Source organism: Mesorhizobium australicum WSM2073 (genome assembly GCF_000230995.2).
Taxonomy (GTDB): Bacteria; Pseudomonadota; Alphaproteobacteria; order Rhizobiales; family Rhizobiaceae; genus Mesorhizobium; species Mesorhizobium australicum.
Map to the genome: position 1 here is coordinate 6,095,407 of NC_019973.1, position 19,668 is coordinate 6,115,074.

The 19,668-nt window shown below is 59.8% G+C and carries 8 protein-coding genes and 1 pseudogene; 3 read left to right on the forward strand and 6 right to left on the reverse strand.

Translation table 11 applies throughout. The annotated features are described in order from the left end of the window. Positions 1-5: 5 nt before the first annotated feature. The 5 genes and pseudogenes from MESAU_RS29135 to MESAU_RS32150 form a co-directional block, all read right to left on the reverse strand. On the reverse strand, positions 6-5,519 hold the full coding sequence (locus tag MESAU_RS29135) for a hypothetical protein (protein WP_015319260.1): 5,514 nt from the start codon (positions 5,517-5,519) through the stop codon (positions 6-8). Further along, positions 5,516-7,039 carry a hypothetical protein gene (locus MESAU_RS29140; protein WP_015319261.1) on the reverse strand — a complete coding sequence of 508 codons (1,524 nt, stop codon included), beginning with the start codon at positions 7,037-7,039 and terminating at the stop codon, positions 5,516-5,518. Before MESAU_RS29140 ends, MESAU_RS29135 begins: the two co-directional genes overlap by 4 nt. Then, a complete protein-coding gene (locus MESAU_RS29145; protein WP_015319262.1) occupies positions 7,036-9,138 on the reverse strand; it encodes a hypothetical protein in 2,103 nt (700 codons plus the stop codon). Before MESAU_RS29145 ends, MESAU_RS29140 begins: the two co-directional genes overlap by 4 nt. A 3-nt stretch (positions 9,139-9,141) precedes the next feature. Continuing rightward, entirely contained in the window at positions 9,142-10,467 is a 1,326-nt protein-coding gene (locus MESAU_RS29150; protein WP_015319263.1) for a DNA cytosine methyltransferase, read from the reverse strand. A 326-nt stretch (positions 10,468-10,793) separates the two neighbouring features. Next, positions 10,794-11,148: pseudogene (locus MESAU_RS32150) on the reverse strand (hypothetical protein); the annotation flags it as partial. Positions 11,149-11,665: 517 nt separating this feature from the next. Between MESAU_RS32150 and MESAU_RS29155 the strand changes: the two are divergent. The 3 genes from MESAU_RS29155 to MESAU_RS29165 are packed head-to-tail and all read left to right on the forward strand — an operon-like array spanning position 11,666 to position 16,468. Then, on the forward strand, positions 11,666-12,442 hold the full coding sequence (locus MESAU_RS29155; RefSeq protein WP_015319264.1) for a Hachiman antiphage defense system protein HamA: 777 nt from the start codon (positions 11,666-11,668) through the stop codon (positions 12,440-12,442). Beyond that, positions 12,426-15,944 carry a DEAD/DEAH box helicase gene (locus MESAU_RS29160; RefSeq protein ID WP_015319265.1) on the forward strand — a complete coding sequence of 1,173 codons (3,519 nt, stop codon included), beginning with the start codon at positions 12,426-12,428 and terminating at the stop codon, positions 15,942-15,944. Before MESAU_RS29155 ends, MESAU_RS29160 begins: the two co-directional genes overlap by 17 nt. Continuing rightward, a complete protein-coding gene (locus MESAU_RS29165; protein ID WP_015319266.1) occupies positions 15,941-16,468 on the forward strand; it encodes a gamma-glutamylcyclotransferase in 528 nt (175 codons plus the stop codon). The genes MESAU_RS29160 and MESAU_RS29165 overlap by 4 nt, the downstream gene beginning before the upstream one ends. A 284-nt stretch (positions 16,469-16,752) precedes the next feature. Here MESAU_RS29165 and MESAU_RS29170 read toward each other — a convergent pair whose 3' ends face one another. After that, a complete protein-coding gene (locus MESAU_RS29170) occupies positions 16,753-19,482 on the reverse strand; it encodes an Hsp70 family protein (protein ID WP_015319267.1) in 2,730 nt (909 codons plus the stop codon). Positions 19,483-19,668 lie beyond the last annotated feature (186 nt).

Below are 19,668 nucleotides of genomic sequence, written 5' to 3' on the forward strand. Positions count from 1 at the left end.
TGTCGCTACTCCTCTCGAGGCAGTCGGGTCTGCAGAAGCTCGAAGAACGGGAAACCGCGGATGATCTCTCCCGGAACGTCGAACGACTTGTACAGGCACTGGTGGTTCGCTAGCGTCTTCACGCGCTCTGCGACCTCGCCCGCGCTTGCCGCTAGCCCGAGCGCGGACAGCTCTGCCGCCGTGACGTTTGGGACCTTGTGCACGAACCAGGTCAGCAACGGCTCGCGATAGTCGGTAGCACCCGCCTTGAAGTGCCGCAGGTATTGCGAGGCTAGGATTATACCAGTGCCGAACTCACGACCCTGGAGAAGTAGCTTTCGGAGTACGTCGAACTCATAACGCATGATGTTGTCAGCTTCGTCGACCAGCAGGTACGAGTCGATTGCCCGGAGCTGCGGGTTGCTTCCGAGGAATGGCCGCTTCGGCGTCCTCAGCATGTTCTCGTAGAACATGTTCAGCATCACCGCCACGAGCATGTTCTTGCTGTGATCGTCCTGCCCGAGGGCATCCAGCGCGATCACAACGACGCCGTTGAGGAACTGGTCGAACGGTACGGTCCGCGTCTGATCCGGCTCGAAGATCTCCATATCCATGAGATCGTCGATGATCGCCATTGGCGAGTCGGACTTTCCGTCCAGAATCGCAGCATAGGCCGCGTGGACGTCGCGGAGCGTCGGGGGCGCCCCTTGCGGAGCTGCGTCATATGCTTCCCGCACCGCGCGCTTGAGCTTATCCCTCTGGACCGGGCCGATGCCGGGATAGATCTTGCCAAGCACGTCGGCGAAGAAGCGAAACCGGTCGAGCCAAGGTGTGGGGACGTCACCGATGGTCCTAGTGTCAAAAAGGTTCAACGGCAGGCGGTGGGGGCGCACCACGCGCGCGCCCGTAGCCGCGACGAAATCCTCGCTGCTGTAGTCCCGCTTGTAGTCGAAAATGAGGAAGCGCGGTCGTATCCCTCGGTTCGCTGGACCTGCAGCAGAAATCTGCGCGATGAGCGACTTCAGCAACTGTGTCTTGCCTGTCCCGAGGTCCCCGACCACGCCCATGTTCAACTGGTTGAGCCTCGTGTCCGAGATATTGAGCGATAGCTCCCTCGGTTTGAAGCCATCGACGGCCTTTCCAACCTCAAGGACGACCCCGCTGCCTTGCTCCTCCGCGTTGCAATCCACGGCCGCCGAGGGCGAATTAGTGACAATGGAGATGGCTGGCGGCAACGTCGGTGAGGCCGGATCGCTTTCCGGTCCATTGCTTTCATCTGGTGGCGCTTCGACCGGGGGCGACGCCAGTGTCGTTGGCTTCCCGCTCTCGTCGGAGTCAGCCTTCGCTACCTGGCCAGCGGGCACGGGCATGAGCGCCCAGTCGCCCACGCGGGCCTTGACCATGGCGTAGAAGCTCGAAGGATCGCCCGCCACGATCTGGCCCGCGTCCTCGCGCCCTATGACGATCGTCTCATCGAACCCATCACCATCATGGTCGCGCGGCGCGCTCGATGGCGATTCGTCTACAATGACAAGGCGGCCACGCTGGTCGATCTCGACACAGTCATCGCCGTCGAGGATCGCTTTCGCGACTCGTTCATGCAGTTTCGACCATTCGGCGGAGTGCCCTTTGACATCGTCCTGTTGGCTGTAGACCCGCATGCCGAATCCGATGATCGAAAGCATCAGGTGCTGGAAAGCCAGCCCCCAAAGTCGGGGCTGATCGGGATGGGGTGCCATCGCGTGAAGCAGCGATGATAGTGCCTTGGCCTGCTCGAGCGCCTCGACGGCATCGCCTGCCGCAAAGGAAGCCGTGGGCCTGCACTTGACCTCTATCGGCGTCAGCTTGATGCGCAGCCCGCCGGCGAAGTCGATGCCTAATACCATCAAGTCAGGTCTTAGAAGCGTCAGGTCTTTCCGGTCCTTCCCGAGAGTACGGCAAAGGTCCCCGATATATCCTCGGAATGGATCGACTGGGACCACGATCGCGATCGCCGGCTCGTCCTCGCTTCCCTTGAGCACAGGGAGCACTCCACCGGAACAACCAGCCTCCGCCCGGAACTTGTCCTGAAGGAGCCGGACGGCAACGAGGACGCCAAGGTCACCCGTCGCGCCCGCATCGTCGCCTGCGAGGCCCTTGATCGTCGGAATGCCCCGCCGAGCCACCTCGAGCAGCACATCCTTGACCTTGGCTGGTTCTATGCCTTTGCAGCCCGGCAGGCGGTCGAGGGCTTTGGCAAGCGCTTCCCGGTCGGCATCGGTCACTTGCGAAATGAGATAGTAGCCATTTGTGTCGCCGGAGCGGTGGGAATAGGACGGCAACTCATAGTCCCAGAGGTAGGCTCCATCGAGCCAGCCCCCCAGGAAGCATGCGGGATCGATCGCCGATGATGATACTGCCACGAAGTCGGTCCGCCGTCCCTGCAGCATGTGCCTTACCTCGTGCACATTAGGGGCGAATTGCAGGCCGACTCGGGTTGCCGACAGGTTCTCCATTGCTGCGGTCAATCCACCGATCTTGTCGGCGAGAACATCGCCGGACTGTGCCGGCGGAGTGGATTGGCGGGACTCATTGAGGAATATGCGCGGCAGCTGCCGGCGGATCCGGTGCCGTGATAAGGCGCCGAAGCCGAGCGGGGTCCGCTGATCCACTGCCGCGATCCCCGGTTCGGTCATGTCGAGCTGCGCAATGATCCCGAGGTCAGGGATGCTGCGGGGTGGCTGGACGCTGTACCAGCGAACGGCATTCCGCGTATCTTCGGATAGGTTAGCGATCTTGGCATCATCCGGGCGGGCATCATCCGTTCTGTCGTCGAATATCTCGACCAATCTTTGTCCTGTTGCTCGCGAGCGCGGCCGCTTCGCTTCCGGCTGGAAGCGTGTCGTGCACCATTCGATGAGCCCGTCGTTGCACGCATCCGTGGCGCCACCGGCACTTGACACAGCGATCGAGAATACCGGCTTGGCGGCAAGCAGCTCGGAGACGTCATCTAGCGCCCTGACGACCTGGGCGGCGCTGAAGCCGACCGATATGCCGCCAACGCTGATTCCGAACTCGTCGCCAAACGGGGCGCCCATTGACCGGCGAGCAAGGCTCGCGAGGTTCGACCCGTTCCAAAGCACTGACCAATAGTCGGTGCCATTTTCGACCGCGAGGTACTCGACCTGATCCACCCCCGATGGCGATCGCACGAACAAGGTCATGATATCGGGGACGCAGTCAGGGTCGAGCACACTGGCGGCAGGGCATGGCTTGCCTTGCTCGTCGGCGTCAGACAGGACACCCTGCGCCACCACATGCCAGCCCACCCGCAGTGGATGGAAGGGAGAGAGCAGGATGGCATCCGGCACCCGGGTCAGGCTGCGACCGCTTCCATCAAGCGAGGACACGGCGACGACATCGCACCAGGAAGCGACCTCGGGTGCTGCAGCTAGCCAGGCATGATATGCATCAACATACCGCTCGACGACCGCTCTGAACCCTTCATCGCGCGCGGCCCACTCGCCAAGTCGGGCGATCTCGAAGACCCCGGACTGGTCGCCGTCCCCACGCACGCGATTGGCAATCTCCTCGCGCAAGGCGAGGAATTCCTCCGGCGGATTGAATTCGTCAGGCGCGGGGCGCGGGTCGCAGATGAACTTCCCTCCGGACATGATGGGCCCAGTCTCGAATCCCCACCTTGGCGGCGCCCAGTGCTCGCCATAGTCCTCCGCTAGCACAATTGGCTGGTAGGAATGCCGAACGGATTCGGGCGCCAGCAGCCAGTCCTGGAGCATCGTCGATCGGACCGCGCGGTTGACCTGGATAACCGCCTTGGCGTCGAAAGGCTCGATCGGGCGCCTGTTGGCCCGTATGAGGCGTTCGAACTCGCTTCGGCACCCAACTTCAGGCACGTCTTCGCAGGTCAGGTAGACGCGGCAAGTCTCATTGGAGAACGAGCCATCCCGGATCGGGCGGCCAAACCTGAAATCGACCTGCAGGTTCCCTTCCGCCTCGACCTCGAGCTGGAAGATCGAATCCCGGAGGCCGCGCACCACCAGTTGCGTAGCCGCCTCGGCCCGCCCGTCCGCTTGCTCCGCAGTGCTCGTCGCCGATAGCTCTAGCTCAATTCCGGGCGAAACAAAGACGAGGAGCTCATAGCGACCTTGACCTGGCAATGTAAGGCTCGATTCCCAGTCGGCTCCATTTCGCGCGGCACCCCTCGCGGGCTTGCGAGGACCGGTGAACTTCCTTGCTAGACGACAACCTACGAGTATTCCGGGTTGCCACGTCGCTAGCGACACGACCTTAATCGAGCCCGGCTTGAATCCCTCGGCCGTCGCCTTGTAGCTAATCGGATTCTTGTGCTGCGGCGGAGCCGCGTCCGACAGAACCTTGTCGGAGTCGGCCTCGATCTCACCTATCCCCTTTGATCCACCGGCCGGTGTGCGCTGCACCTCGACTCGGGCACCGCTCTGATCGCTACCCTTCGTTGTGAACTTCAGGTCGACCCGATCCGTTACAATGGCAGGCATTGCCTTCCCAAGCGCAGCAATTGCGTTGACGCATTCCATGACAATGTCGCCAGAGACCGCCGGCTCCTCGGCGAGTAACTCCGACCACTTCTCGACGTCCAGAAAGCTCCACCAGTCTGGCGGACGGCCAAGCTCCAGGCCCTGCATCGGCGCATAGAAGGCCGCGGTCGCACGATCGAAGGCGCTCTGGACCTGCCAGCCTGCCCTTATATGGGCGTGGAACTGCTCGAGCGCGGCCCGCTCATCGTCCGTGGCACCGTCTGCCAGACGGTCGATGCCATTGCGGAACCCGTCAGCCATCGCGTCGGCAATCTTGTCCAGCGTTCCAAGCTGGTCGCGAGCCGACAGGGACCCATCGCGCCGTGGAGGCACCCCGCACGCTAGGCTCACTCCAAATCCAGCCGAGAGGCTGAGTCCCCGGTCGATCGCGAACAGCCGGGCGACGACGTTCCACGCCCCCTTGCGGACAGAGCGGTCGGGGTCCACTTCGTCGGCCGCGCGAGCAGCGGCTTCGACTAGCAGGCGACCTTCTTCCACCATTGCCTCGGTCAAGCCGGCGCGCGCGAGGCCATCGGAGACGACGCGTTGGACGAAGGCGTCGTCCCACCAGCTCTCGAAAGTTGCGTTTCCTCCGTTGCTGGCCTCCGCGACCCCAAACCTGTCGGTCGTCGACGACACGGACAGGATACTGTGCTCGCCCGGCGGCACGAGTGCCACGAAGCTCGGCAGCTCGGGTAGGTTCCTGAGGTCCAGCAAATGCGTTTCGTCACATCTGCCCGACTCACCGATACCAGGGTTTCCCCCTGGCAGCTGTGCACGCGGAACCTGCAGAAGATAGGGCGGCCGCGATCCCGCAACAGACTCGGCTTCGCGGACGAGATGGTCGAACACCTTCGAGAGGATCTCGAGCGGCGGCCCGTGGAAGACAAGCCTAACCTCAGCCTGCCCCGTAGTCCTGCGATCCGGTGGCGCGATGCCTACCTGCGCAGAAACATAGTCGGCAAGCGCTTGCGCGATTGCATTCATGGCTGCCCCCTTCCGCTAACCGGCGACAACCGGAACGGCGGCACGAGCAGCATGCCGCTCTCAGCATCAGGGCTGTCGAGCACGAGGCCGAGCATCCTCAGCTGCTGGCCGAGGTCATTCTGGGGGATGTCCCTGTGGGCCATGCTGACACCATATTGCGCCAGATGCTGGGCGAGCCGGTGGACCGATCGAGGGCCGCCAACGCCAGCAAGGGAACAATGCACCAGTGCAAGTACGGCCACCGGGCCGAGAGACACGATCCACGGGCTATTCGCACTGGCGCCAGCCTTCTTCAGGACGTAACCTTGGTCGTAGCCCCTGAGCGTGGGATTAGCTGTTTGGCGCTGACCAAGCACGTGTCGGACGAACTCGTTAATATTCGAGCCGATGCCTTTCCGGCAAAGGAGCGTGCGCGTTTCCCTGTCCTCTAGACTGGCAACGACATCCCGAACCCCGGTCCCTTCGAGGCGAGTCCGGTTTGCGCGGACTTGGTCGCAAAGTTCCGCCAGGCCATGCGAGGACGACAGGCCATCCGCTGGCGCGATCCCTAATGAATCCAAAGCCCACAGGGTTGTATTAATACCGAGGCGCGCAGCAAGGAAGCGGGAGACGCTGTCTCGGATCGAGGGCAAGGCCTTGTTTCCGTAGGGAAGACAAGCGAGGCGCTCGGGGTACAATGCAACGCGCGAGGCCTCCGCGCCCTCGGGACCTTCTCCGTCTAGGGCCGAAGACAGCGCTATCCACGCGCGAGAGTGGACCTCGCACAGCCAAACGACGTGGGCGACCGCACCTAGGCGAATGACAGCCTCCAGCAAGCTGGTCCACTGGCGGCGCGTCATTGCCGACTTTGCCGCGATCACGGCCCGGACGTCATGGACGAACTGGCGCGCGGGAAACACGTCGATGCTGGCGTCATCCCTCGCCATTACGGGGTCGGCGCGCGGGGTTGCTAGATGCCAGTTGGGCTTCGGCACCCACGCCTCCACCTCAGCTTGCAGGAACCGGGCAAACACATCATCCTCGTTGCCAACTGACAGCGCCTCGAAGAAGGCTCGCCAGATAGCCTCTGCTGCAGCCGAATCGCTGGACCCCAGCCAAACCATTCGCTTGACAAGCTGGCCGGCGGTCCAAGGATTGCCAGCCAGTCGCGCCGACCCAGAGAAGACGCTCAGCTGCGGCACCAGCGGCATCACCTGGAGGAAGCGCTTGGTCGATTGGTTCGGGAGCTTTGGGCTTTCAAGGATAGAGCCGAGCAATGAGCTGAAGGAATCCGGGTCAAGAGTGGAGCGGTCAGGTCCCTTTCCGCGTTCCCGAGCACGCTTGATCGCGCGGTCGAGATCGCGGCCGCTCTGTGGCACCGTACGTTCGGTCGCGCCCTCGAGGCCGATCACCCGGTACACGGAGGAGAGGATCACCTCCGAGCTGGCGTATTCCGGCGCTGGCGTCATCGCTAGCCGTGCCTTCGAGTAGGCTTCGTGCGAGTTCGCCCATGGTGCATCGCGGAACTGCGCAAACGTCATCGCCGCCCAGTCTCCCTGAGCAAGCCAAATCCCTCCCGCCGCTGCTGGACAGTGATTCCGCCAGTGCCGAGCCTGATCTCGGCGCGAGGTAGTACCACCGCATCCCGGACGATCGGACCGCCAAGGCGAGCGCCCGTTGTATCAAGTAGCGCAAGGACGGACCGCGGAAGGGACGCGACCGACATGCCGCGATCGACCTCCTTCACTGCCTTGAATAGGTCGTAGGTCAGGGCGATCTTCTGGGCTGACGCGCCATCGCCGACTTCCAGGAAGCGGAGCGGCGAGCGTGGGCGTCCCTCCTGCACGGTATCTGTTGGCTGAACGTGGCGCCGTTGGACGACAAGCGTCGCGCGCCTCGTCGGTGGGGGCAATGGCTGCCCGAACGTCGTCGTAAGTGACACCTCAAAGTCCTGATTCTTGTTAAGGAGCCGCTCTACATCCCGCGCCACTTCGAAGACCCCATCGCCGCCATCGTCCACGATCTTCTGGAATTCACGAAGCACCTCAGCATCCAAGACAGTAGCGGTCCTTGCGCCAATGCTCCGCCGTACCAAGCGGCAGGCAAAATCACGGACTAGACGCTGCACGCGAGTGGCGACGGCAGGTTTTTTCCGGCGCACCTGCTGCTTCGAGAGGAAGGAATCCAGCTCAGCAAGCCTACCGAGGAGGTCGGTCTCGATGCCGGAGAGCACGCGCGACTTCTTGAGGTGGTCCAGCCCCTCAGCGACCGAGCGGCTAAACCGTGTGTCGAAGTCACGGAGCACGTAGGTCCTTCCGTGCGTTGCCGCCGCCTCGCTTTCTGGGCTTGCCAGCGCCGGGTCGAGCAGCTGGTCGAAACCGTCAAGTAGGCCGGAGATCATTGTTGGCAAATAGGAAGCTCTACGAGACGCAAGGAACCATTGCAGACCCATGGCAGTGTTGTTTTCCTTGAGGCCGAGCTCGGTGAGGTCGCGCAGCAGGGCCTGACCCGCCTCCTTGTCCCAGCCGTGGAAGAGGGCGTGCTGGTATTGCGAGCCGACGAGCCGGAAGAGGGCGGTGGAGCTGTCCTTGCGCGGGCGAGCGTTTGCCACGGCCTCCTGGTCAAGCTGCAGGAGTGACGCCGCCCATTCGCATGGGGAACTTTCGTCGAGGGAAGCATCCTCGCGATGCCCTGCCAGCAGGTATGAAACGAGCGAGAACAAGTCACGGAAACTCCACCGCTTCCCACTCCCTATCTCGAACCACCTTAGCATCTGCTGCAGCGCTGCTGCCGGCCGCTCCTGCGCGAGATGCGACCGGCTTCCGCAAAATGGGCAATGCGCTCCGGCGGCACACGTGCCCGGCTGCGGCCAGAGACTGGCGTCAATGGCCTTCCGGAAGATCTCGACGGCCGGAGCCGGGTCGCCGTTCTCGGTACCAGCGAGCAGCGACTCCATGTCCATCGGCCACACTGCAACGTCCGGATAATCGTCGAGAGGCCAGCAGGCAGGAGCGTCGGGCGACAGGCTTACCGCCTGGCTGGTGCATTCCAGAAGCCTGCGCGCTTCGTCCGCGCCTGCCTCGATGGCAGTTATAAGCGCATCGTCGAGCACGCCTCGGTTTACGCAGCAAAGGTAAAGCTCGCGCGAATCCGTGGTTGCGGATGCCAGCTCGCTAAGGAGCATCATGGCCGGCGACTGGCCCGACGAGCCTGCGATGACCGAGGCGTCCTGAACAATGGAAAGTGGCAGGCTTCTGGTCCGCGATGCAAACGCCCCTGCATCGATCGTGATCGTCCGCGGTACTTTCTCTCCCTCGGGTCTGAAGGCGATCTCAAGTGCGCTGAGCAGCTTACCGTCGCAGCCGAGGGCAGCGTCGAGCCAGATCATCGTCGACTCGATTGCTTCGGTCTTGCCGTTGCCCGGCCCACCGACGAGGAGAATGACCCGCGGCGTTCCCTCCTTGCCGGCGCCAATGTCCGCGCACCATTGCTGGAGGCGCGATAGCAGGTTCGTCTTGAAGACCGCAGCACCCGGCCGGCCGCTTTTCTCATCGAACAAGCGTCGGACACCGCCGGAGCGGTTTCCCGCCCACCTGAGCAATTGCGCAGGGTAAGTCGCCGCGGTTTCGGTGATCTCCATGCGCTAGCCTAACGCCGCCATGGTCGGGCGCTTTCGGGCCTGCCCGAAGACCTTCCTGCCAATCTCTATCTCGTCGAGCGCCTTGCAGAGTGCACTTCCGATTGCCCGCGCGAGGTAGGGCGGCACCGCGTTACCGACCTGGGTATAGCGAGGGCATTCCTTGGTTCGGCGATCGCCGCCAGTGGTGAACTTGCCCTTGAACTGGAACCAATCCGGGAAGGATTGCAAACGCGCGCTCTCACGGACCGTCAGGATGCGAGGCTCGGAATAATGCAGCACGTCGTCTGGAAGCGTCGTAATCGTTGGCGCCGGTTCAGTCGGAGACATCGGGTAGATGCGGTGTTTCTTCAGTCCGTAGCCGCGCCGCGCTTCGTCGTCCATGCGGACACCACGCCGGCATTCCGCAAGGATTCGCCCAAAGCGCTCGCGCACGTCGTCGCGGTGCCGGGCGAGGCGCATGCTATCAGGCTGGCGCTCGTGATCGCCGCGCATAAGGCGTTGATAGCGAGTTGCAGGCTCGCCCCGGCGCGCCTCCTGAAAGCCGCGAGGGGACTCAGGATCTTCGCAAGGGCGTAGTTGCACTCCGGCGATTTCAAGATCCGAGATCGCTTCCCTGGCGGATATAGCGTCAGGCAGGCCGAGCTGCTCGAGCTGGGATGCGCGAACCTCTTCGAGCAGTTCGAAGAGGCGACGAACACCCCCTTCCAGCCAGCCTGCCAGATCCTGCCGGACTCCAATGGCAATGAGGCGAGACCGCTTCTGCGGCACCCCGAAGCGAGAGGCGTCGACCAGCTCTGCCTCGACCCTGTAGCCAACACCATCCAGGCTCTCGACGAGCCTGTCGTAGAAGGAACGCTTCTTGGGCGCGGGACCGACCTGCAACTCGACGACGTTCGAGGGCCGATGCACGACGCGCATCCCGGGTACGTTCTCTAGGATGAGGGCCGCGGGCCGGATCGCGTCGACCGCTTCGACATATTTGTGGAAAAGCTGGTTTCGCGGGTCATCCTCGACCCGCCGCCCGGCGAAGCTGAAGCCCTGGCACGGCGGCCCACCCGCGAGCACATCGACCTTGCCGCGCAGCTCCAACAGGTCGGCCTTGTGCTCCTCCAACAGTTCGTCAATGCCCCAAGCACGTTGTTCAAGCCAAGTCGGCCATTCAAAAGCATGGCCCCTATTGGAGGACTTGGAAACGAAGTTCGCATGGAAGGTCCGGAATGCCATATGGTCGCGCTCAACTGCGAACAGGCCTTGCATGCCGGCCATCGAGAGCCCGAGCGACAATCCACCGCATCCAGAGAACAAATCTACGAACCTACGGTCCTTCATCGGCAACGCTCATCCAATTCTTGCCCAGCACTTTGCGGGCAAGCTAAAACGAGGAACCGAACTTCGTTCTTCTTGGGCTCGATAGACGCGAATCTTTCCCCATGCGAGGCCAAGGCATAGCAAGGAATGCCAGCCACTTCCACCGAGATTGTGATTGATCTAGCACGATTACACGCGCCGAGACCCGGCGGCCTTCTGGCTCCTCGTCCGTCCTTTGCCTCGCCTAACGCGTGGGCCAAGGGCCAAGAGGGCACCCCCTTCGTAAAGCCGCCCACTTAGACCGGATACGCGCGGCGAAAAGAAAGTTACATTGTAGCTGCACTGGGCTATGTCGCCTCCCACACTTGGTTCAATATCCGCGCTGCGAGAGCGGCCTTGTCCTGGGGCAGGAAACGCCCGTAATGATGCGCAACCATATCGGGAGTGTCCTGATGGCGTAGCTCGCTTGTTCATAAGAGCCTGTCCGCTTGAGGATGCTCGTAGCCAACACATCACGGACATTGTGCGGCCCGTGAGGGAGCAGGCCAGCAATTGCGCCCCGTCCAGCGAATGGATTGTAGATACCATATCGTTGGATTGCGAGGCGCCAAGCCTCGTAAAAGTGTTCTGATCGTATGACGCGTCATTGCTCGTCGCTTTCATCGTCTTGATAGAGGACGTGCCAGGGTCGTCAGCTTTTCCCCGGAAGCGTGCGCCGATACCCGATTCTTGGCTTGACGGCGCTTGCGCTTCGTCGGCGCCTACCTCGACAACTCGGTCAGCCGTTCGATTCGGCCCAAAACCACCATGTCCGTCCTGCTTGGACGCCGGTTAGACCGGCGGGTTTCGGCTGCGTAAAACTAGTTAGCCGCGGCAAACGCGAGGGGCTCAGCGCCGCATCCGATACCTTAATCCCAGCCTTCGACGACCACAGTCAGTTTCCAAAACCTACCCCCCAACGTTCCGCATTTGGCTTTAGGGGTAGAAAGCAGACAGGCTGTCGGCTGCTACGACACTCAACGCAAAAAGCGGACCTCCGTCATTCTATGCCAAGTGTGAAAATAGCCCGCTGCGCCCGATGGCAAAGAGTAAGGCCATACATGACGACGACCTGACGACTGTGTCGTGTTAGAGCTTAGGGCCGGTTATAGTCAAGGAACACTGTTTCTGATACTTGCGGCCCGATAGATGCGATTTGGTGCCAGCTGTGGGGCTGAAAATGACAAAAATAACAGACTGGTGCACAATCAAAAGCGAGAAGGTAGGAAAACACCACCTCACGGTTCTTGAGCTGGAAAGCGGCAAGTTTGACGTTGCTAGTGATACAGTAGCGGCGGTTGTGCCTTCACATTATGCGTCAGATGAACGCACAGCGAAGCTGCTGAAACGTCTGGGGAAGACGAAGGCCGCTGCACACCTCAAAGAGAAGCTTCCGAAGTCCCCGCAGGTGCGCTCCGGCGACCTTGGTGAAATCCTGGGTGCGACCTATGTGCAGGAATCGACACCATTTGGAACCAGTATCAACAAGCTGCGCTGGAAAGATCACCGCAACATGGCGATGCGCGGTGATGACCTGGTTGGCATACAGCCGGCCGCCGGCGCAGGAAATATCCGCTTCCTGAAGGGCGAGGTCAAAAGCGCCGCCAACATAACGGCAAAGGTTCTGGATACCGCGCGCACGGCACTGAAGAAATCCCATTCACGTCCTTCGGCGCACGCCCTCGGGTTCATTGCAGACCGCCTGCACGAGGAAGGAAACGATGAGCTTGCGGACCTTATAGACGACGCGCTCTGGCGGGATGGCATCAGGCTTTCGCAGGTCTCGCACATGATCTTTGCCTTCACGGGCAACGATGCATCGAACCTGCTGGGCGCGAACGTACAGACCTACACTGGACAGGTTGCGCAGAGTGTTGTCGGTCTTCGTGTCAAGGACCACCAGAAGTTCATCAGATCGGTATTTAGAAAGGTGATCAAGAATGCCGACGGGAAATGAGGCCATCGAGTCTGCGGTCCGTACCGCCACCGAGGGTGGCTTCCGCGGCCGTCTGCTGGCACGTGGCCAGGCCCGGTCGCTGATCTGGCGTGACGGACAACTGCCGCCGGATGCTCCGAACTTTGCGGCCCAGCTTTCCTATGACCTGCTGTCCTACGGATATAGTCTTCTGGATATGGGCCTGCGTCTCCTTGACGGAGACGGAAACCCCGATGTTGCCCGCAGCGCTTTTGAGCAGGCCGGCGAAGCCCTGGAATCCCTCGTGGCGCACGGTGCGCCGAATCCGGATCGGGATTTTCACCGCTTTGTAGCGGCCGCCGCCTATCACCTTGGCCGTTACTCTGCGCGCGCGTATTCGATGCTGCGGGCCACCATCGACGATGCCAATCTTTCGCGTGGAGAACGCTGCGTTGCGCTTCTGATGCTGCGCGACCTCGATCGGGCGCAGCAAGAAATTCTTGAGTGGCGACGGGAAGGCAGTGCTGAAGACGGCCATCTGACGGAGATGCTGGCTGCCATCCCGACCGGCGACGAGATTACCGATGATGGTGGCGATGACGACGAAGACGTCGGTGCCGATGTCATCGATCTGGCACTGACCGACAATCTGCTGGGCGCGCTTGCGATGGCTTTCCTTGCACTCGAGCGCGGAGATGCAGAGCTGATGGGACAGGCAGTTGACCGCGTCGATATTGGTCGCGAGGAAGCAGCCGGGGTCAGCATGGTTCCGCAGTGGTGGTGCCACCGTCTGACCGCCCATCTGCTACGCGATCTGTGGGATACGAGTTTTCATCAACGCCTGCCGCTAAGTCCAAACAATCTAGATAACGCGGAGGGATGGAAGCAGCTGCGTGAGCTCTTCGTCGCCTCGGCCATACGGCGTTCGCGTGCCGAAATCGAGCTTTGGCCTTCACAGCTGGACGCGGTTGAGCAGGCGATCAGCAGCAATGGCAACATGGTTGTTTCACTGCCCACAAGCGCCGGCAAGACCCGTGTCGCAGAGCTGTGCATTCTTCGCGCCCTTGCGAAGGGCGAGCGTGTCGTCTTTGTAACGCCGCTGCGGGCCCTCTCAGCCCAGACCGAGGTATCGCTGCAGAAGACGCTGGCCCCGCTGGGCAAAACAGTGTCAAGCCTCTACGGCAGCATTGGTGTATCGGAAACGGATTCCAGTTTCTTCGAGGACCGCGATGTGATCGTAGCCACGCCCGAGAAACTGGATTTCGCGCTGCGCAATGATCCATCGCTGCTGGACGATGTGGGGCTCGTCGTTCTCGACGAAGGCCATATGATCGGGCTTGGCGAGCGTGAAATCCGCTACGAGGTCCAGATCCAGCGGCTGCTGCGCAGAAGCGATGCCGGCAGCCGACGCATCGTGTGTCTGTCCGCCGTACTGCCCGATGGCGACCAGCTTGATGACTTCTGTAACTGGCTGACGGGTGACGCCAAGGATGGGTTAATTCGAAAAAACTGGCGCCCCACAAGACTGCGCTATGGCGAGGTCACTTGGCGGGGCACACATGCGCGCCTTGATGCGCGCATTGGCGATGAAGCTCCTTGGGTCGAGAATTATATTAGCGGCTTTGTTCCGAAAGGTCGCAGAACGCAGTTTCCGCGTGATCAGCGCGAGCTGTGCCTTGCAACAGCTTGGCGGTCGGTAGAGGAGGGTCAGTCTGCGCTAATCTTCTGTCCGCTACGCCGATCGGTCCAACCATTTGCTGAAGCTGTGGTGACCCTGCATCGCCAGGGCGCGCTTCGATCTCTGTTCAAGGGGGATAAGGCTGTCCTGGCCGATGCGCTCGCGATCGGTGCGGAGTGGCTTAGCCCGAATCACGACCTGCTAAAATGCCTGGAGCTTGGGGTTGCGGTACATCACGGCGCATTGCCCACGCCCTACCGCAAGGAAGTTGAGCGGCTGCTACGGGAAGGTATTCTCCCCGTGACAATATCTTCGCCAACGCTGGCACAGGGCTTAAACCTATCTGCATCTGCCGTGATTTTCCATGGCCTCAAGCGAAACCGCAAAGAGCTGGCCTCGTCGGAATTTAGGAACATCGTGGGTCGCGCGGGTCGCGCCTATGTCGATGTGGAGGGGCTGGTGCTCTTCCCTATGTACGACAATCAGATGACGGGAAAAGCCGAGTGGAACGCGCTTATCGCAAACCAGGCCGGTCACGAGATGGAAAGTGGTCTGCTTCGCCTGATTTTTACCCTGCTTGCGCGCCTGGCTCTTCGGACCGGTGACAAATCGGTCAAGGGCTTGAGTGAATACGTGCTCAATAACACGTCAGCATGGGATTTTGTACGACTGAGAGCGGAAACTGCTGAAGCAGCCGCCGCAGGACAGGTGCAGTGGAACAGTCATCTGGCCAGTTTGGATACGGCCATCCTCAGCCTGCTGAGCGATGGCGATGTTGCAGAGGCCGATCTGGAAGATGCGCTGGACGATGTGCTGAACTCGTCGCTGTTCCAGCGTCGGCTTGCGCGTCGGAGGGCCAATCAGCATGAGGTGTACCGGGCCGTCCTTCTAGGCCGCGCAAAACTCATCTGGGCTAACAGCACGCCTAAGCAGCGCAAAGGCTACTTCCTATCTGGTGTCGGGCTTACGACGGGCAAGGCGCTTGATGCGAACTCGCCCAAGCTCAACCAGCTGCTAGTTGAGGCTAATGGCGCGATCCTGAGCAAGGATGACATTAAGGCGATCAAGGCGATCACTGATTTTGCAAAGATCGTTTTCGCGATCGTGCCTTTTGTACCGGATAATCTTCCCAAGAACTGGAAGGCGATTCTCGATGCCTGGCTTCGTGGTCAGGCGCTGCAGAGCTTCGTAGCAGAGGATCAGGACTCCGTGCTACGCTTTGTCGAGCAGGGGTTTGTCTACATGCTGCCCTGGGCGATGGAATCCGTTCGTGTGCGAGGGATGGCCAATGGTGACATCCTTGCGCCGACCAAAGGGCTGCCCGACACGACGCTGGAGGATATGGAACTTGGCGTTGCCGTAGCAGCTGTTGAGACCGGTTCGCTTGATGTGAGGGCAGCGCTGATCATGCGCACCGGCTTTGCATCGCGCAGCGCGGCCATAAAGATCATTGCGGACATGGACCCGAATTTTGATTCCACACAGTCGTTGCGTCGGTGGCTGCGAATCCCTGAAGTCCGGAAAGCCACGGAAGACGAGGCGTTCCCGACGCCAGAAACGCACCGGCTGTGGCTCGAGTACATCCAGAGCGTCATTCGTACATCTTCTGCACGCTGGTCTGCCGAACAGGAAGTCTGTGATGTCACATGGACAGACGACGCGCCGTCAGAAGGCACCCCGCTACGCCTGATCGAAGATGAAGAGGATAGTCAGACGATTGTGACCGATGCCGAATTTCGGCCTTTGGGCACCGTCGCTCGTATCTTGAGCCCGGGACGTTGCGGCCTCCTGAGAACCACCGTGATGAAGGGCGGGAAGGTTGCGCTGCGCTATCTGGGGCCGGATGATCTGTGGGCTGAAGTATGAGGTGGCTATTCGGATACGGCTCGCTGATGTGGGACGGCTGGGAGGCGCGGTTTGAGTGCGCGGAGCGCCAGGTCGCCGACCTAAAGGGATACAGCCGCGCTTTCAACAAGGCATCGGTTCGGAACTGGGGAACGAAGCTGCAGCCAGGCCCCACACTGAACATCAGGGAAACAGAGGGGGCAGTATGCACTGGCATTGCGTTTGGCTTTGCCGACGATGCCGATGCACTCGCCTATCTGAAAGAACGCGAGGGTGGTTTCCTCTTTTTCACCGTTGCCCTTCGGCTTCATGACGGACGGCAAGTGAATGCGATCACGTCGCTGTATCGCGGCAAGAACCTGCTTCCTGATCTTCCCGCGAGTGAACTCGTCGACATGGCTGTCCGCGCGCGTGGCACAGACGGGAAAGCAATGGACTACGTCCTTAATATCGAGCACCAGCTGATTGAACTAAACATCTCTGATCATGTTGTCACTGCTCTCGCGGATGCGATCAGGGCGAACGGTTCCGTCATGCACAAATAAAGCGCAGCCACCCGCTCGGTTTGATGCGACCTGGCCGTAGACCAGCTTCGCCAAATCACAAGCCAAACGTGTAGATAGCCTTGCCTCGCACCACGTCATCGAAGGGCGGATCGTCTCCCTTGAGCCGCGTTGCAGCAATACCTGCCATCAAGATGAGCGGCCTTTCAAACATTGGATCCGCAATTTGAATATCAAATCCGCCACGAAGTCCGCGCAGGCGTGTTATGTTAAACGCCAGTCACCAAATCCTCAGGCGTTATCTGCCACCCCCCGATGTTGCGTCATTATTCCAGACCGGAGAATGCCAAACCTCGCAATAAATCTCTGTGCTGCTCCCGCTCACGCATTGCGGAAATGAAAGCTGCCGTACCCTCCAACTGCCCATCTGGCGAAATCATGAACTCGCCGCCTGGCTGCACGGATTTGAAAATAAACCCATTTGGTTTGGAAGTGTCATACTCGAACAGGTCGATCTCGCTGTGGTGATCGGAAGCGTTTAGCCCCCAAAGGTACCATGGGGCAAGGTTGATCGCCGTTCCATTCTTTGGATTGGCAACATAGACATCCTCGTCAGAGAACGGGACGAGGCCCTCGTATTCATGCACATGAATGAACGTCTGTGACGGACCTCGCAACTCTCGGAACAGCCCCTTGAAACTTCCCTGGCTAAATCTTTTCGGGGTTACTCCCTCGAATACGCCTAGACAACTGTCGCTAAACGCCTTGGCAATAACGTTACCCAGCAGACCCAAGAAGCTTACATAGTCTACGTTTGAGCTACGTCCATGTTTTGAATTGGCAATCTGATCAATCCACTGGTTTATTGTGGGCAAGTGCTTTTGGGTTAAGGGCAGCAACGCTGAACAATAGGGCAGATCGGTGCGTGCGGTCTTAAGGCAATTCTTCAGAATCGCCCAAAGGGGACCTGCCGAACGATGTCCCATCCCCTTAAAATGCGAGCTGTTCACCTTCGCTAAGGTACAGTGCTCTGCCAGGACCAAGTAGGCTGACAACGTCAGCATTGCTTCGACCGCTTCTCTACCTCGGTCAAGCCGCCGGAGTGCATCCTTCTCGGACATATACCTGGCCAACGGTGCTGCTGCGGGATAGGGCAGCTCACTCACAAGCTCGGCTAGCTCAAGCCAATTGGCGCTTTTTGATCGCTCTTCAATCCACTGGATGTCAGCACTGCTCACGAATGAACAGGCTGACGTGCTCGTTCCAAAATCAAAGCCGAGATATGTTTCCCCTTGTACTTCTTCGGCAGCAAACGTCATGTCCATGAAAAATGGGTTGCCAACGGCACTGCTTCCGTCTCTCAGATTGTCCTTCCCATAAAAAAAGCGCGGCTCAGCTGTGCCGTCCTCCCGCACGATCAACTCGATTTCGATCCCTTGTTGGAATACTGCACCCCGTGGAGTTTGCACCTTAGTTTCGACAATGTTATGGCGCGATTCCAAGTCATCGGGGTCGAAAGACGACCGCATGAAATAGTAATTCAAGTTGTGCTTGGGCGGTTTGGAAAGGCGGACCTTCCAGCGCAAAGGTTGGCCCATAAGCCCCCGCAGGCTACTCGCTGCGGGAAGCAATACCGCCTCGTCATATTCCTTTGGCTCGCGCCCGTCATCTTTTAGGTTTTCGCTGACTGGTCTAAAGCGCTTTCTCTCAAGCTCTCCTTCATCAGGTCTGAGGAGCAAGCAAAGGCGGTTGTAGGTTACAGCACGAAAATCACCTTGGCCGCCGGTGTAGTACCGGCGCGCGCATTCAGTCGCCAGGCCCTTCGCCACTATTTCCGCGAAATTCTCGTTTAGCTCCAATATCTGAGCATTAACAAGCTGAGACTTCAGATCTCGTTCAAGCAAAGATCGGAGCCACCGGATGTTTGACGATCCTCCTGATAGCAAAACGACCGATATATCTTGCCCGGCCAGGTCGTCCTTTGACCTGTCAATTGTTCGAGACACCGCATCTCGAAGCTTCTCTGACCACACGCGATCCGTGTAAACTTTCTGTATTTTGGCAGCATCTAGCCTCTTGTTCCCACGAGCTGAGCGCTCATCGAACGGATCTACCGGAATTGAAATAGGATAAGGGGCTATCCCCGACAAGTCAGCCGAAAGACTCCAATTTGCAATACTGTTACAAATCGCTATCTTCGCGCGCTCAACCTCCTGAAGCAATACCTTCATATGTTTGAAGAACGCCCTCTTCTCCTCGCTCCATTCACCCATTTCTTCTTCATCGGCATTCTTGTGCTCATAGAAGAAGGTGAGCGCCTTCCGCACCTTGGATTTCTCTACGCGAGGTCCGATTACCGAGAATAATAGGTCCTCGGCCAGAATCCTGTTGATGAAGAAACCTCCAACCTGGATAGAGGTCGCGCCTAGAGGCCGTGAGTTGACCCCGCCGCCACTGATGTCGCCAGCTTTCGTCGTTTCAACCACGGAAACATCAAAAGTTCCGCCACCAAAATCAAGAACCAGTGCGACGTGCTTTCTTTGCTCCGCAACAGCCGGATGGCGTAGACCATATCGATAGTACTGGAAGACCGCGAAGGGCTCCGGCATGAAGTCAATCTCTTCGAATTTCCCGTAAAGAGCCTTCTTGATGGATTTTCGATAATGAGAGAGCCATGACTCGTCTGCGAGTTCAGAGCCCCCGAGGGAGAGAGGCTCGGCGATTAGAATCCGCGTCGGGACGGGCAACCCTTGCGAAGCAAGCCAGCCGTTTATCTTCTTTAGTGTCTCATCGAAGAAGTCTTTGGCTAACCCTACCGGCGTGCGTCGCGGAACATTAGTCAAGCTGGAACGGCTGACCAAACGGTCTGGGTCATTGTTGCCGAGTTCGATCTTGAAATCTTCGATCAGCAGTTCAGGAGAGGTGCAACGTTCGCGCGCGTCTCGGCCGACATGCGGCTTTTTCCCTTCGTAGAACAATGCAGTCGGAATCACGTGGCTCTCGTCAATCCGCGCCAACTGCACCGAACTGACAAATGGTAGTTTCTTCAAGGACATTCCAGCACTCCCCGCTGGATGACAACCACATCGAGGCGTTATCTTCAAGAGGGTTTAAGCAGCGTGAGAATCCGAACCCTTGTTATACACACAAAGCACTAGTGCTGCTCGTGAGAGGCGCCAAGAATGTGCGGAAATAATGCAAGCCGGCTAGCCGACGCGATGTTAGGGCGCTGGTCAGTGACC

What these genes read in the sequence shown, in the direction of transcription:
- MESAU_RS29160 (WP_015319265.1), top strand. Translation starts at nt 12,426, where the DNA reads ATGCCGACGGGAAATGAGGCCATCGAGTCTGCGGTCCGTACCGCCACC.
- MESAU_RS29155 (WP_015319264.1), top strand. Translation starts at nt 11,666, where the DNA reads ATGACAAAAATAACAGACTGGTGCACAATCAAAAGCGAGAAGGTAGGA.
- MESAU_RS29170 (WP_015319267.1), bottom strand. Translation starts at nt 19,482, where the DNA reads ATGTCCTTGAAGAAACTACCATTTGTCAGTTCGGTGCAGTTGGCGCGG.
- MESAU_RS29140 (WP_015319261.1), bottom strand. Translation starts at nt 7,039, where the DNA reads ATGACGTTTGCGCAGTTCCGCGATGCACCATGGGCGAACTCGCACGAA.
- MESAU_RS29145 (WP_015319262.1), bottom strand. Translation starts at nt 9,138, where the DNA reads ATGGAGATCACCGAAACCGCGGCGACTTACCCTGCGCAATTGCTCAGG.
- MESAU_RS29150 (WP_015319263.1), bottom strand. Translation starts at nt 10,467, where the DNA reads ATGAAGGACCGTAGGTTCGTAGATTTGTTCTCTGGATGCGGTGGATTG.
- MESAU_RS29135 (WP_015319260.1), bottom strand. Translation starts at nt 5,519, where the DNA reads ATGAATGCAATCGCGCAAGCGCTTGCCGACTATGTTTCTGCGCAGGTA.
- MESAU_RS29165 (WP_015319266.1), top strand. Translation starts at nt 15,941, where the DNA reads ATGAGGTGGCTATTCGGATACGGCTCGCTGATGTGGGACGGCTGGGAG.